The organism is Phytohabitans kaempferiae (assembly GCF_042433955.1).
In the GTDB taxonomy this organism is placed as follows: Bacteria; Actinomycetota; Actinomycetes; order Mycobacteriales; family Micromonosporaceae; genus Phytohabitans; species Phytohabitans kaempferiae.
Genome location: NZ_JBHLUH010000039.1, coordinates 85092 through 97779, shown reverse-complemented (window position 1 = coordinate 97779; position 12688 = coordinate 85092). Strand labels below are relative to the sequence as shown.

Here is a 12688-nt window from a genome sequence, read left to right as displayed (position 1 = left end):
TCCTTCGGTCATGGCGGCCGCGGCAGGGAGACGATAGCGTCAGCGCCTCCGTGGCGGGGTCTTGACTACGTCGCGGGGACGAACTGTGCCAGGAGCGGCATCACCTCGGCGAGGTTGAGTTTCCCCGCGACCGGGATCGGGGCCAGCGCGATCTCGTCCAGGCCGGCGGCCGCGTACGCGAGGAGGCGCTCCCGGCACGACGCGACGGTGCCGTAGGCGACGAAGCTCCCGACCACCTCCGGCCCCAGCCGAGGCCGCAGCTCGTCGACCGGGCGCCCCATCAGCGGCTCGATCTCCTCCCAGATCCCGCTTCGGGCGAGGGTGGGCGTCACCCGGCCGGACGCGAGCCGGGCGGCGACGAGTTCCCGCGCGTTGCCGAAGGCGACCTCCTCGTCGTCGTGGAGGCTGGTGTAGACGAACGCCGCGATCGGCAGGTCGACGCCGCGCTTGGCGAGCGCGGGCGCGATCTCCTCGCGTACCCAGGAGACGTACCCGGGCGAGGAGAGCGCCGAGAGGATGAGCCCGTCGGACTCCCGCGCGGCCATCCGCAGCATCTGGGGGGACTCGGCGGCTACCCAGATGCGCGAGGGCTCCGCCGCCGGATAGTGCAGCCGTACGCCGTCGAGGTTGTCGAGCTCGTCCCGCCAGCGCGTGTCCGCGCCGGAGAGCAGCGAGCGCAGGAGCCGGAGGCGGTCGGTCAGCGACCTGATGGCCTTCTCCGGCCGGCGGCCCAGGGCGTCGAGGGCCCGCAGGCTGCCCAGCCCGACGCCGGCCTCGAACCTGCCCGGGAACATCGCTTCGAGGGTGGCGACCTCCATGGCGAAGGTGGCGGGGCTCCGCACGTACGGTGACGCGATACCGAGGCCGACCTTGATGCCGCCGGTCGCCGCGAGCACGGCTCCGGCGGTGGAGAAGGCGCCCTTGCGGAAGTAGTCCTCGGTGATCCAGAGCTTGGAGTAGCGGGACTCTTCGGCGAACCGGGCGACCGCGAGGGTCTGGTCGGGCGGGACCGCGCTGCTCAGCATCAGCGACATCCGGGGGGCGCGCTTCTCCGTCATCGTCCGCGCGCTCCTCAGGCCGGCCGGTCGAGGGTGAAGGTGTACGTGATCGGCTCGCCGTACGGGTTGCCGCCGAGGCCCCGGTCGGTCAACGTGTCGTCGAAGGCCGGGCGCGGCTCCTCGAAGGGCTGGAGCGGTCCGGACTGGAAATGCCACATCTTCCACTCCGGCACGCCCGCGCCGTTGTCACGGTGGTAGATCTCGGTCGCCTTGCTGCCGAACGTCTGGTCGACGTCGGGATTCTCCCAGTGCCGTTCGGTCTGGACGGGGGCGACGCGCCGGTAGGTCAGCTCGCTGATGACCCAGGCGGTGTCGGCACGCGCCTCGATGCGCAGGACGGCCACGGTCTGCGTCAGGCGGGGCGGGATGTCGGTGTCGATGAAGTGCTGCCAGAGCTTGGTCACCTCGTCGATGCCGAAGTACGTGAAGCTGTTGCGGTTGAACATCGAGAAGGCGTTGCCCGAGGGGAAGCACTCGCGCATGGCCGGGATGTCGAGCCCGACGTTCGCCTTCCACCACTGCTTGTGCAGAGCCAGAACCTGCCGCTTGTCGTACTCGGTGGTGTCCATTCCCATGGGGTTGCCTTGACCTTTCGGTTCGTTTCCTGTGTCTGTCACTGCTGTCTCTCCTCAGATCCCGGCCGGGCGGCGGTCGGGCCAGTGGTACTGCCGCTCCAGCCGCCGGCCGATCCTCAGGAGCGATGCCTCGGAGAACGGGCCGCCGACGAGTTGGACGCCGAGCGGGGCGCCGCGCGAGTCGGTGTGGGTCGGCAGCGAGATCGCCGGCAGCCCGGCTACGTTGACCCATCCGGTGAACGCCCCGACCGCCTTGAGGGTTGGTTGCCCCTGGTCAGGGTTGTTGTGGTCGTGGGTGACCACGCCGTGTGGTGGGGTGCGGACCGCGCTCGTCGGCGTCAGCAGTACGGCGAAGTCCTCGATCCAGGGGCGCACCAGGTCGCGGGTCAGCCGCTTCAGCTCGGCCACGGCGCGCACGTACTCACGTACCGACATCTCCTCGATGTGGCGCAGGCGCCCGCGTACGCCCGGCTGCATCGGCTGGCTGAGGTCGTAGTCGAGCAGGTGGCTGCCGGCGGGGCCGACGAAGCGGCGGTAGAGGTCGATCGCCGGGCTCCGCGCGATCGTCGGCGCCACCTCGACGATCTCGTGCCCGTCCCGGGCGAGCCGGTCCGCGACCTCGCGGGTCGCCGCCACGCACTCCTCGTCCACCTCGATGTCGCCGGGCGCCCGCAGGAGCAGGGCGATCCGCAGCGGCGGCGGGTCGTCGCGGAGTGCCCGCAGGTACTCCGGCGGCGGGGTCGCGGTCACCGTCCAGGCGTACGGGTCGGGAGCGGCGACGACGTCCAGGATCGCGGCGGTGTCGGCGACGGTCCGGGTCAGCACGCCGTCGACGGACGAGCCCTCCCAGTTTGGTATCCGCTGCGGGAGCAGCCCACGGCTGGGTTTGAGGCCGACCAGGCCGCACGCGGACGCGGGGAGGCGGATCGAGCCGGCGCCGTCCGTGGCGGTCGCGGCCGGCACCATGCCCGCGGCGATCGCCGCCGCCGACCCGCCGCTCGACCCGGCCGGGCTCACCTCCGGATGCCACGGGTTGCGCGTGACGCCGTGCTTGATGCTCTCGGTCGTCGGCGTCGCGGCCAGCTCGGAGGAGGCGGACCGGCCGATCGGCGTGAAGCCGGCGGCGAGCAGCCGCTCGACGAAGATGTCGCCGCGCGCCTGCGGCGCGTCCGAGACGGCCAGCGACGACTTCGTGTTCGGCTGTCCCGCGACGTTCTGGACGTCCTTGACCGCGATCGGCACGCCGAAGAACGGCGGCAGGTCGCTTCGGTCCGCCAGCTCCCTGGTCGCGCGCTCGGCGCGGTCGAGGAACGCCTCGTCCAGCCAGACGATCGCGTTGAGCCGGTCGTTGAGCCGGTCCACACGGTCGCGGTAGAACCGCGCCACCTCCAGCGGCGTCACCTCCCGCTCCCGGATGCGGCGGGCGACCTCGGTCGCCGGGGCGAACGGGTCCAGCGGCTCAGCCACGGTCGTCTCCTGTCGCGGGGTTGTCGAGCAGTTCGGCGAGGAGCCCGGCGACGAGGGCGACGCGGTCGACGAGGCGGTCGGAGCTGACCCGCTCCTCGCGGGTGTGCGCGCCACCACCGACCGCGCCGAGCCCGTCCAGCGTGGGGATGCCCAGCGCGGCGGTGAGGTTGCCGTCTGACCCGCCACCGACCGAGACCTGGTCGAGCTCGGGCAGGTCGAGCGTGCGGTTCACCTGCCGCGCGGTCTCGTAGAGTGCCGCGGACGTCTGCTCCGTCATCGGAGGGCGGTTCGGCCCGCCGACGAGTTCGAGGCCGCATCCGATCGGTGACGGCTCCGCCACCAGCCGCCGCAGGGCGTCGTCGACGCGCCGCTGTTCGTCGGGGTGGGCGGCCCGCACGTCGAGGGAGATCTCGGCGAGGTCGGGGACGGTGTTCCTGGATGTGCCCGCCGTCACGAGGGTCGGTGTCACGGTGGTGCCTCGGGCCGGGTCGGACAGCCGAGCCGCGGCGAGGGTCAGGCGGGAGGCGTCCAGCGCCGAGTTCACGCCTCGTTCCGGCTCCAGGCCGGCATGGGATGCCTTGCCGTGCACGCGGAGCACGTAGTGCGCGGTGCCCTTGCGGGCGGTCTTCAGCGCGCCGTCCGCTCCGGCGCCCTCGAAGACGAGGGCGGCCCGGCAGCCTTTCGCCTCCGACTCGATCAGCGCCCGCGAACCGCCGGACCCGAGCTCCTCGTCGGCGGTGGCGAGCAGGCAGATCCCGTCGAGTGCCTGTTCGCCGGCCACCTCCCGGAGTACCGCCAGCGCGTGCACCGCGATGACGATCCCCGCCTTCATGTCGAAGCTGCCGGGGCCGCGGACCAGGCCGTCCTCGTGGGAGAAGGGGAAGTCCACGAGGGTGCCCACGGGCCAGACCGTGTCGAAGTGGGTCAGCATGAGGACGCGGTTGGCCGAGTCACCCCACCGCCACCGCAGGTGCGGCAGCGCCTCGCCACGCCACTCGGCCTCGCGACCCACGCGCGTGCGGACGAGGCCGTCCAGGTGGTCGGCGCACTCGTGGAGCGCGGCCGGGACCGCCGACGGGGACTCGCACTCGACCAGCACCTTCAGGTCGTCGAGTAGCTGCGGCAGGCGGCGCGCCGCGGCCGACAGAAGACGTGCCGGCCGGGGCCGGGACAGTGTGGGCACGTGTCAGTCCTTCTTCACACAGGCCAGCAGCCGACCACCGGTGACCTCGACGAGACGGGGATCGACGGCCGCGCACTCCGGGCCGGCGAGCGGGCACCGCCCTTGGAAGGCGCATCCCGTGGGGATGGCCGAAGGGCTGGGCGTCTCGCCCCGCATCGGGGTGATCTCCCACGGTTGGTTCGGCGTCACGCGCGGTTCGGATTCGAGCAGGCCTTCGGTGTACGGATGCATCGGGTTGCGGAAGATCTCGGCGGTGGTGCCCACCTCGACGATGCGCCCCAGGTACATCACGGCGACGCGGTGCGCGATCCGGCGCACGCTGGCCAGGTCGTGGGAGATGAAGACGTAGGTCATCTTCCGTTCGTCCTGCAGGCGCCGCAGCAGCGACAGCACTCGCGACCGCACCGACTGGTCCAGGCTCGCGGTGGGCTCGTCGAGCACGACGAGCTGGGGACGGGTGATCAGGGCACGGGCGATGGCCACCCGTTGCGCCTGCCCACCGGAGAGGTCGCGCGGTCGCCGGCTCATGTACTCCTCACCGAGCCCGACCTCGGCGAGCGCGGGGACCACACGGTCGCGGGCGGCACCGCGCCGCATGCCGTGCATCCGAACCAGCGGCTCGGCGACGATGCGCTCGACCGACCACATCTGGTCCAGCGACTGGTCGGAGTGCTGGAACACCATCTGCACGAGGTGGCGCAGCTTCGGGTCGCGGGCGATGGCGCCGACGTCATGCCCGGCCACGCGCACGCGGCCGGAGGTGGACGCCTCGAGCCCGGCGATGGCTCGGGCGGTCGACGACTTCCCGCAGCCGGACTCGCCGACCAGGGCGATCGTCTCCCCCGGCTCGGCGGCGAAGCTGACGCCGCGTACGGCGGGGACGCGTCGCCGGCCGTTCGCGTAGGTGATGACGAGGTCGTCGACCTGAAGCAACGGGCTCACGAGACACCTCGGTGGTGGCAGTTGACGGTCCGCGTCTCGCTCCGGCGTGCGAGCGGGACCTCGCGGTGGCACACGTCCGTGCTGAACGGGCACCGCTTCGCGAAGCGGCAGCCGGCGAGCGAGAAGTCCACCGACGCCTCCGTCACCTGGTCGCCGATGTCGTCGGCGCTCGGGACGTGGTCTTCGAGGCTTTCCAGGAGGAAGCGCGTGTAGGGGTGCACGGGATCGCGGAAGATGTCCCGCGTCGGCCCCACCTCCATCACCTGGCCGCCGTAGAGGATGATCACCTGGTCGCACATGCTGCTCACGACGGCGAGGTCGTGGGTCACCATGAGGACCGCCCGGTCGCCGTCGGCCATCAGTTCCTTGAGCAGCAACAGGATCTGCGCCTGGATGGTGACGTCGAGGCCGGTCGTGGGTTCGTCGGCGATCAGCACAGGTGCCCGCACGGAGAGCGCCATCGCGATGACGACCCGCTGGCACATCCCTCCGGAGAGCTGGTGCGGGTAGGCGCGCTCGACCCGCAGCGGATCGGATATGCCCACCTTGCGCAACAGCTCCCGGGACTCGTCCCGCGCCTGGACCTTTCCCATCCGGCGGCGTTCCCGCAGCACGCGTACCATCTGCTTGCCGACCCGCATGGTCGGGTTCAGCGCGGCCCGAGGGTTCTGTGACACGAGCGCGATCCGGTCCCGCGCGGCGGCGTCGTAGGAGTGTGACGCGCCGCGGAAGACCGACCGGCCGGCCACCTCCGCCTCCCCGGCGCAGACCTCGATGCCGTTGGGCAGCAGTCCCATGAGGGCCAGCGAGAACATCGACTTTCCGGAGCCGGACTCGCCTACCAGGCCGACGATGGAACCGCGCTCGATGGAGACGGTGACGTCGCGCAGCAGCGTCTGCCCGGTCCGGGCGATGCGGAGGTCGAGGTCGTTGACCGCGAGAAGGCTCATGAGTTCTTCCATTTCGAGAGCCCGTCGCCGATCAGCTGGAAGGCCAGCACGGCGATGAGCATGAACAGGCCGGGGAAGAACGCGGGCCACCACTTGCCGGTGAGGATCTCGCTGTAGCCCTCCGAGATCATCGTGCCCCACTCGGCGGTGGGCGGCTGGACACCGACGCCGAGGAACGACAGGGCCGCGATGTCCAGGATCGCCCATCCGGCGGTGACGGTGGTCTGGATGAGCGGCGCCCCGATCGTGTTGGGCATGATGTGCCCGAAGATGATGCCGCCGTTCCCGCTGCCGGCCAACTTGCTGGCGGGGATGTAGTCGAGTTCCCGTTCGGACAGTGCCCGGGCGCGGGCGAGCCGGACGAAGTGGGGCATCGATCCGATCGTGACGCCGATCGCCATGAACACCAGGCTGTTGCCGGTGAAGGCGACGACCATGAGAGCGAGTACGAAGCCCGGGAAGGCCAGCAGCGCGTCGGTGAGGCGCATGACCACCTCGTCGACGATGCCGCCGAGGTAGCCGGCGACGGCGCCCAGCAGCGAGCCGAGCAGCATCGCGGCGACGGCGACTCCGATGCCGAGCACGAGGTCGAGGCGGATCGCGGCGACCGTACGGGCGAGCAGGTCGCGGCCGTACCGGTCGGTGCCGAACAGGTGGTCCGGACCCGGTGGCAGCAGCGACTGACCGGCCGCCGTCGCGTTCGGGTCGGGCAGCAGCAGCGGGCCGACCAGGCCGATCAGCACGAGTACGGCCAGCAGGAGCAGCCCGAGCCGCAGTCCGAGGTCGCCGTGGCCGCGCAGCCAGGCCAGCCGGCGGCGCGGTCGCGCGGAGACGGGCACCGTGGCGGTCGTCATCCTGCCCTCCGGAGGTCGATGCGCGGGTCCGAGACGACGTAGAGGAGGTCGACGACGAGGTTGATGAGCACGTAGCTGACGCCGACGACGATCACGAAGCCCTGCACGACGTCCAGGTCGCTCTGCGAGATCGCGGTGCTCAGGTACCGCCCGATCCCGGGCCACGAGAAGATCTGCTCGACGATGATGTTGCCGGCGATGAGGTGTCCGGCGACGAAGCCCATCGAGGTGACGATCGTCGGCAGCGCGTTGCGGAAGCCCTCCTGAAACAGGATGTGCCGGCGCTTGAGGTTCAGGCCGCGCGCGGCCCGAGCGTGGCTGGAGCTGAGGGCGTCGATCATCGCGGTACGGGTGATCCGGGCGAGCGCGATGGAGCTGAGCGTCCCCAGCAGGAGGGCCGGCAGCGCGAGCTGGGCCAGCGCCGACGCGGCCAGTGCGCCGTCGCCGGCGATGAGCGCGTCGATCGTCAGGAAGCCGGTGTGGCGGGGCGGCGCGCTCGTGCCGAGCGGCAGCCGTCCCACCGGACTCGGGAAGAGGCCCAGGGAGTAGACGAGGACGAAGATGGCCATGAGGGCGAGCCAGAAGCTGGGCATCGAGCCCCCCACCGCGGTGAAGCCGCGCGCCGCCGCGTCCGGCCACCGCCCCGCCTTGGCGGCGGCGACCGTGCCGACGGTGACGCCGACCAGCACGGCGACGACGAACGCCAGCAGGCTCAGCTCCAACGTGGCGGGAAGGAACGTCAGCAGGTCCGAGGAGACGGGGTTGCCCGTCCGCACCGACGTGCCCAGATCCCCGTGCAGCAGGCCGCCGATGTAGTTGAGGAACTGCTCGTACAGCGGAAGGTCCAGACCGTGCTCGGCGCGGATCCTCGCGATCAGCTCCGGCGTGGCGTCGTTGCCGGCACGGATGACCGCGGGATCGCCGGGCAGCACCCGGGATGCGAAGAACACGAGCACCGCCATGAGCGTGATGGTGATCGCGCTCGACAGCAGGCGTCGCAGGAGATACCTGGTCAAGAGGTTGCGCTCCACGGCAGGCCCGGTCGCCGGGCCGGCCACTGTCGGCCGGCCCGGCGAAACCGGGACATCATTTACGGGACAGGTACTTCAGACGGAGCAACTGGTCGTCGGCGAGCGTGATGCCGTCCACATCGGACCGTGTCACGACGGACAGGTTCCTGGTGAACAGGCCGACGAACGACGCCTCGTCGATCACGATCTGCTGCGCCTGGGCCGACAGCTCGTCGCGCTTGGCGCGGTCGCCCTCGGCGATGCCGTCGAGGACGAGCTTGTCGAACGCCGCGTTGGCGAAGCCGGTCCGGTTGGTCGCCCGGTCCGTCAGCAGCAGGGCACGCATCTGGAAGAACGGATCCTGCACCCACGAGGCCCAGTTCGCGACGAAGAAGCCGAGCTCCTGAGCCTTGCTCCGGGTCTCGAAGTCGGCGTCGGCCAGCTGCTTGATCTGGGCCTTGATGCCGGCCTGGGCGAGCGCCGACTGGATGTGCACGGCCGAGTCGACCGAGATCGGGTCGGCGGAGGAGATCGAGAGGTCGACGGTCAGGTCACGCACCCCCGCCTGAGCGAGAAGCTGCTTGGCCCGCTCGGCGTTCGTCTCGTACTGCGTGGCCTTCTCCGACGGCGCGGTGCTGGTCGTCATGTTGTGCGGGACCACGCCGTACGCCGGGTTCGCCTGGCCGAGCAGGACCTCCTGCATCAGCAGCTCGTACGGCACGGCGGCGGCCACCGCCTGGCGGACCAGCTTGTTGTCGAAGGGCGCCACCTTGGGGTTCATGCCCAGGTAGTAGAGCGTGCTGCTGGGCATGCTGTGCACGGTCAGCGCGGCCTCCGAGGAAGCCTCCTTCACCAGCCGGGGCGACAGGTCGAGCGCCACGTCGATGTCGCCGTTCTTCAGCGCGAGGTAGCGCTGGTCCTCGTCGGCCATGTTGAGGATGGTGAGCTGTTCCGGGTAGACGTCGCCCGCGTGCACGTACTTGGGGTTCTTGACGAGCTTGACGCTCTCGCCGGCGGTCCACGAGTCCAGCGTGAACGGGCCGGACGGGGTCGCGTTCTTGACGAAGAACTCGGTGGCGGCGCCGTTCGCGCCCGCGTTCGCCTTGCCCTTCTCCGCGCTCAGGATGCCGAAGGTGCTCAGGGCGAGGAACGCGTTGACGGCCGGCGCCGGTGAGTCGAGCGTGACCCGCACGGTCGACGGGTCGACCGCGACGATCTGCTTCTCGGCGTCGCTGATGTGCATGAACACGGTGCTGGAGCCGCTGACGTAGGAGGCATCCGAGAGCGTCCGCTTCATCGTGTAGACGACGTCGTCGGCGGTGAGCGGCGAGCCGTCGGCGAAGGTCAGCCCGCCGGCGAGCTTGAAGGTGAGCACCTTGCCGTCCTCGGCGGTCTCGTAGCTCTCGACGATGCCGTTGACGTACTCGTCCGCGCCGTCGAGATAGCCGTCCGCCACCGGGACCATCTTCTGTTCGATCAGGTTGGCGTACAGGTTCGCCACGACCATCTGGGCGGTCATCGTCTTGGTCTGGACGGGGTCGAGCCCGTCCACCTCGCCGGCGCCGACGATGAAACTGTGCGACCGGCCACCGGAGTCGCCTTGCGACCCGCCCTGGCAGCCGCTGAGCGCGACGACGCCGGTGAGCGCGGCCGCCACGAGCGGCGCGATGTGCTTTCGTCTCATGTGCTGGGGGTCTCCATCTGTCCGTTCCGACCAAACTGGGCGGTCGTTAAGGGTGAGGCGTCCGGGTGGGCCGCCAGGAGCGCGCGGAGTCCGCCCGGGGGAAGCCGGAGCCGGCCGGCGCGTTCGAGCGCGCCGGCGAGTTGTTCGTACGGCGGGTGCAGCGCGATGGCCCGCGCGAAACAGGCGGCCGCGAGCGCGTCGCGGCCGACTCGCGCCGCCACGACACCCCGCCAGAAGGTGGGTTCGGGGTCGTCGCCGAAGGCGTGCTGTGCCTCGGCCAGGTCGTCGAGGATCCCCGGTGCGTTGGTGCCGTCGATCGGAGCCGCCCCGGTGCCGACGATCCGGCCGGCGGTGAGGACACCGGCGGTGAGCCTGGCGTGCGCCGCCGAGAGCGCCGCCAGGCGGGTCAGCTCCTCGATCGGGGACGGATGGTGGTCGACGCGCAGGTCCAGCCGAGTGCCCGGCTGGGGCCAGCGGGTCGGCTCCGGACCCACGACCTTGAGCGCGGCGGACATCATGCCGCGCAGGTCGCCGCCGGCCGTCTGCGCGGCGGAGAGGGCGGCGAGCAGGCGCTGTTCGATCGGGCCGGGGGTGTCCCGGTACGCGTCGACCATGTCCTGCCAGTGCGGGCCGGAGAGCGTGTTGCCCGCCGCGGCCACGCCGTCACCGATCCGGTGACCGGCGTGCGGGATGCATCCGGAGCCGGTGTGCGCGGCCGCCTCGCCGCGCGGGTCGACGACCATGACCTGCCGCAGTTCGCGGTTTTCGTCGTCGGCCATCAGCCGCCGCAGGACGTGGGCGGGGCCGGCACCGGACGTCGAGAGCGCGCCGAGGGCGAGCGGTCCGTGGCCGGCATCCCCGAACGCCTGCGACGCGACCGCGCCGATCCCGGGCAGGACGGTGAGGCAGCGGCGACCGACGGCGAAGAAGTGCGACTGCACGGCCGCGCCGATCTCACCGGTCGCCGGGTCGACGGCCACGATCGAGAACGTCACCGCACCTCCTCCAACTTACGTCCCGCAACATACCCGAAACAGAGCCCTCTGCTGGCCTTGCTGGCGTAGGTGCTGGAACTTATGGAACGCAAGTTAGCGGAGGAGGCACAGCGCGAGCAAGAGGCCGTGTCCGGAACGTGATCCACCACCGGCGCGGATCCGCCGGCCGGCCGTGCGACAGCCCAGCGATCCGCCACGAGCACCGGGCTCGTGCGGCGCATATCCTTCAGCCGTGGGACTGCGGTTCGAGACGCGCGCGTCCGACTCCCCCTGGGTCGACACCGTGTGGACCTGCACCAGTGAGCGGGTCGCGGAGATGACCTCCGTCGCGGCGGTGTGCTGGGGGCTCCTGTTCTGGGAGCGGGACGGCAGGGCGTACGCGGGCATTTCCGGCCCCGAGACCAGGACCGGCACCGCGCCGGTGCCGGAGGGCGCGGCATTCGTCGGCATCGAGTTCGCGGTGGGCACGTCGCTGCGGGCCGTGCCCACGCCAGCGCTGGTCGACGGGGGCGCCGAGCTTCCCGACGCCACGCGCGGGACGTTTCAGCTCGACGGCGCCCGCTGGGAGACGCCCGGCCCCGACGACGCCGAGGCCCTGGTCGACCGGCTCGTCCGCGCCGGAGCCGTGGTCCGTGACCCGCTCGTCACCGAGGTCCGCCGAGGCTACCGTCCAGCGGTCCGTGCGTGCACGAACTCCCGGTGACCTGGTGACCGGTCAGCCGGCCGACTCGGCGGCCCTGTCGAACTCGTGGCGTGCCCGCTCGATGTCGGGCATGTGCTCGACGGTCCAGGCCATCAACCGGCACACGGTGTCCAGCAGGCTCACGCCCAGCGGGGTGAGCTGGTAGTCGACGCGCGGCGGCATCACCGGATGGACCGTGCGGCGCACCAGGCCGTCGCGCTCCAGGCCGCGCAGGGTCGCGGTCAGCATACGCTGGCTGACCCCGTCGAGGCGCCGCTTCAGCTCGGTGAATCGCAGCGGCCCCCAGGCCAGCTCGTGAACCACCGACAGCGACCACTTCTCGGCGATGCGGTCGAGCATGTCCCGGGCCCGGCAGGTCACGTCACTGTGGGCGGCGGGATCGGCCAGCGCGACGGGCAGGCGGTCGACGACCAGCGCTTCCGGCATGGTTCCCTCCAAGGTACCGGGGCAGTTAAAAGTGCCTTCTAGCAAGCCTCACACATCTCTACGCATGATGTATCCAGCTCGTTGTGGAACATCATTCTAAGGGTGGTGAAATGACAACCGGATCCTCCACCGTTGGTATCGACTTCGGTGCGCCGGCACATACCGAGCGTCTCGACCGGGCGGTCGCGGCGTTGCGTGAACGAGGCTATGAGGTGCACGTCGTCGACGATCCGGCCGGCGCCCGTGCCGTCGCCGGTGAGCTGTTGCCAACGGACCAGGGCATCTTCACCGCATCGAGTGAGACGCTCCGGTTGACCGGCATCGCCGCCGACATCGAGGAGGGCGACAAGTACCAGTCGGTCCGCAAGCAGGCCGCCGAGTTCGAGGGCGACTTCGTCAAGCAGCTCAAGCTCGGCGCCGCGCCCGACGTCACCATCGGCAGCGTCCACGCGGTCACCGAGGACGGCCAGCTTGTCGCCGCCTCGGCCACCGGCAGCCAGCTCGCCTCGTACGCGGCCGGAGCGATGCGGACCATCCTCGTGGTCGGCTCGCAGAAGATCGTCCCCGACCTCGACGCCGCCCTGCGGCGGGTCCGGGAGCACTGCCTCCCCCTGGAGTCCCAGCGCGTCCAGGAAGCGGCCGGGCAGGGCTCGTTCATCGGCAAGATTCTGATCTTCGAGCGCGAGGCCATCCCCAACCGCACCGCGATCATCCTCATCCGCGAGCCCATCGGATTCTGACCCCACATCGGGGTGCGCACCGGACGGCGGGTCTGGCACAGGTCACATTCCTGGCACCTTCCGCAAAGCAGGTCACGCCAGGCCCGCCGTCCGGCTCCGTC

General features: G+C 71.0%; 12 protein-coding genes and 1 pseudogene. 2 read left to right on the top strand and 11 right to left on the bottom strand.

Going from position 1 to position 12688, the window contains the following annotated elements; all coding sequences use genetic code 11:
* Window positions 1–65: 65 nt before the first annotated feature.
* From ACFFIA_RS19030 to ACFFIA_RS18985, 10 genes are all read right to left on the bottom strand, one after another.
* Entirely contained in the window at window positions 66–1058 is a 993-nt protein-coding gene (locus ACFFIA_RS19030) for an LLM class flavin-dependent oxidoreductase (RefSeq protein WP_377252815.1), read from the bottom strand.
* A gap of 14 nt (window positions 1059–1072) precedes the next feature.
* Entirely contained in the window at window positions 1073–1633 is a 561-nt protein-coding gene (locus tag ACFFIA_RS19025) for a hypothetical protein (protein ID WP_377252814.1), read from the bottom strand.
* 54 nt (window positions 1634–1687) lie between these two features.
* On the bottom strand, window positions 1688–3100 hold the full coding sequence (locus tag ACFFIA_RS19020) for an amidase (protein ID WP_377252813.1): 1413 nt from the start codon (window positions 3098–3100) through the stop codon (window positions 1688–1690).
* Complete coding sequence (locus ACFFIA_RS19015; protein ID WP_377252812.1) at window positions 3093–4283, bottom strand: M20 family metallopeptidase; 1191 nt, start codon at window positions 4281–4283, stop codon at window positions 3093–3095. Before ACFFIA_RS19015 ends, ACFFIA_RS19020 begins: the two co-directional genes overlap by 8 nt.
* A gap of 3 nt (window positions 4284–4286) precedes the next feature.
* On the bottom strand, window positions 4287–5225 hold the full coding sequence (locus ACFFIA_RS19010) for an ABC transporter ATP-binding protein (protein WP_377252811.1): 939 nt from the start codon (window positions 5223–5225) through the stop codon (window positions 4287–4289).
* On the bottom strand, window positions 5222–6175 hold the full coding sequence (locus ACFFIA_RS19005; protein ID WP_377252810.1) for an ABC transporter ATP-binding protein: 954 nt from the start codon (window positions 6173–6175) through the stop codon (window positions 5222–5224). The genes ACFFIA_RS19010 and ACFFIA_RS19005 overlap by 4 nt, the downstream gene beginning before the upstream one ends.
* Window positions 6172–7029, bottom strand: a complete 858-nt coding sequence (locus tag ACFFIA_RS19000) for an ABC transporter permease (protein ID WP_377252809.1) — start codon at window positions 7027–7029, stop codon at window positions 6172–6174. Before ACFFIA_RS19000 ends, ACFFIA_RS19005 begins: the two co-directional genes overlap by 4 nt.
* Entirely contained in the window at window positions 7026–8045 is a 1020-nt protein-coding gene (locus ACFFIA_RS18995) for an ABC transporter permease (protein ID WP_377252807.1), read from the bottom strand. The genes ACFFIA_RS19000 and ACFFIA_RS18995 overlap by 4 nt, the downstream gene beginning before the upstream one ends.
* Before the next feature lie 70 nt (window positions 8046–8115).
* Window positions 8116–9723, bottom strand: a complete 1608-nt coding sequence (locus tag ACFFIA_RS18990) for an ABC transporter substrate-binding protein (protein ID WP_377252806.1) — start codon at window positions 9721–9723, stop codon at window positions 8116–8118.
* Window positions 9720–10718: a DUF1028 domain-containing protein gene (locus ACFFIA_RS18985; RefSeq protein WP_377252805.1), complete on the bottom strand. Its 999-nt coding sequence runs from the start codon at window positions 10716–10718 to the stop codon at window positions 9720–9722. Before ACFFIA_RS18985 ends, ACFFIA_RS18990 begins: the two co-directional genes overlap by 4 nt.
* Window positions 10719–10950: 232 nt before the next feature.
* Here ACFFIA_RS18985 and ACFFIA_RS18980 point away from each other — a divergent pair.
* Window positions 10951–11418: pseudogene (locus ACFFIA_RS18980) on the top strand (AraC family transcriptional regulator); the annotation flags it as partial.
* 15 nt (window positions 11419–11433) lie between these two features.
* Here ACFFIA_RS18980 and ACFFIA_RS18975 read toward each other — a convergent pair.
* Window positions 11434–11760: a winged helix-turn-helix transcriptional regulator gene (locus ACFFIA_RS18975; protein WP_377253120.1), complete on the bottom strand. Its 327-nt coding sequence runs from the start codon at window positions 11758–11760 to the stop codon at window positions 11434–11436.
* A gap of 197 nt (window positions 11761–11957) precedes the next feature.
* Between ACFFIA_RS18975 and ACFFIA_RS18970 the strand changes: the two genes are divergently transcribed.
* On the top strand, window positions 11958–12587 hold the full coding sequence (locus tag ACFFIA_RS18970; RefSeq protein ID WP_377252804.1) for an LUD domain-containing protein: 630 nt from the start codon (window positions 11958–11960) through the stop codon (window positions 12585–12587).
* Window positions 12588–12688 lie beyond the last annotated feature (101 nt).

Coding starts and splice junctions, on each gene's coding strand:
- ACFFIA_RS19030 (WP_377252815.1), bottom strand. CDS start 1,058: ATGACGGAGAAGCGCGCCCCCCGGATGTCGCTGATGCTGAGCAGCGCG.
- ACFFIA_RS19025 (WP_377252814.1), bottom strand. CDS start 1,633: ATGGGAATGGACACCACCGAGTACGACAAGCGGCAGGTTCTGGCTCTG.
- ACFFIA_RS19005 (WP_377252810.1), bottom strand. CDS start 6,175: ATGAGCCTTCTCGCGGTCAACGACCTCGACCTCCGCATCGCCCGGACC.
- ACFFIA_RS19000 (WP_377252809.1), bottom strand. CDS start 7,029: ATGACGACCGCCACGGTGCCCGTCTCCGCGCGACCGCGCCGCCGGCTG.
- ACFFIA_RS18990 (WP_377252806.1), bottom strand. CDS start 9,723: ATGAGACGAAAGCACATCGCGCCGCTCGTGGCGGCCGCGCTCACCGGC.
- ACFFIA_RS18975 (WP_377253120.1), bottom strand. CDS start 11,760: ATGCTCGACCGCATCGCCGAGAAGTGGTCGCTGTCGGTGGTTCACGAG.
- ACFFIA_RS18970 (WP_377252804.1), top strand. CDS start 11,958: ATGACAACCGGATCCTCCACCGTTGGTATCGACTTCGGTGCGCCGGCA.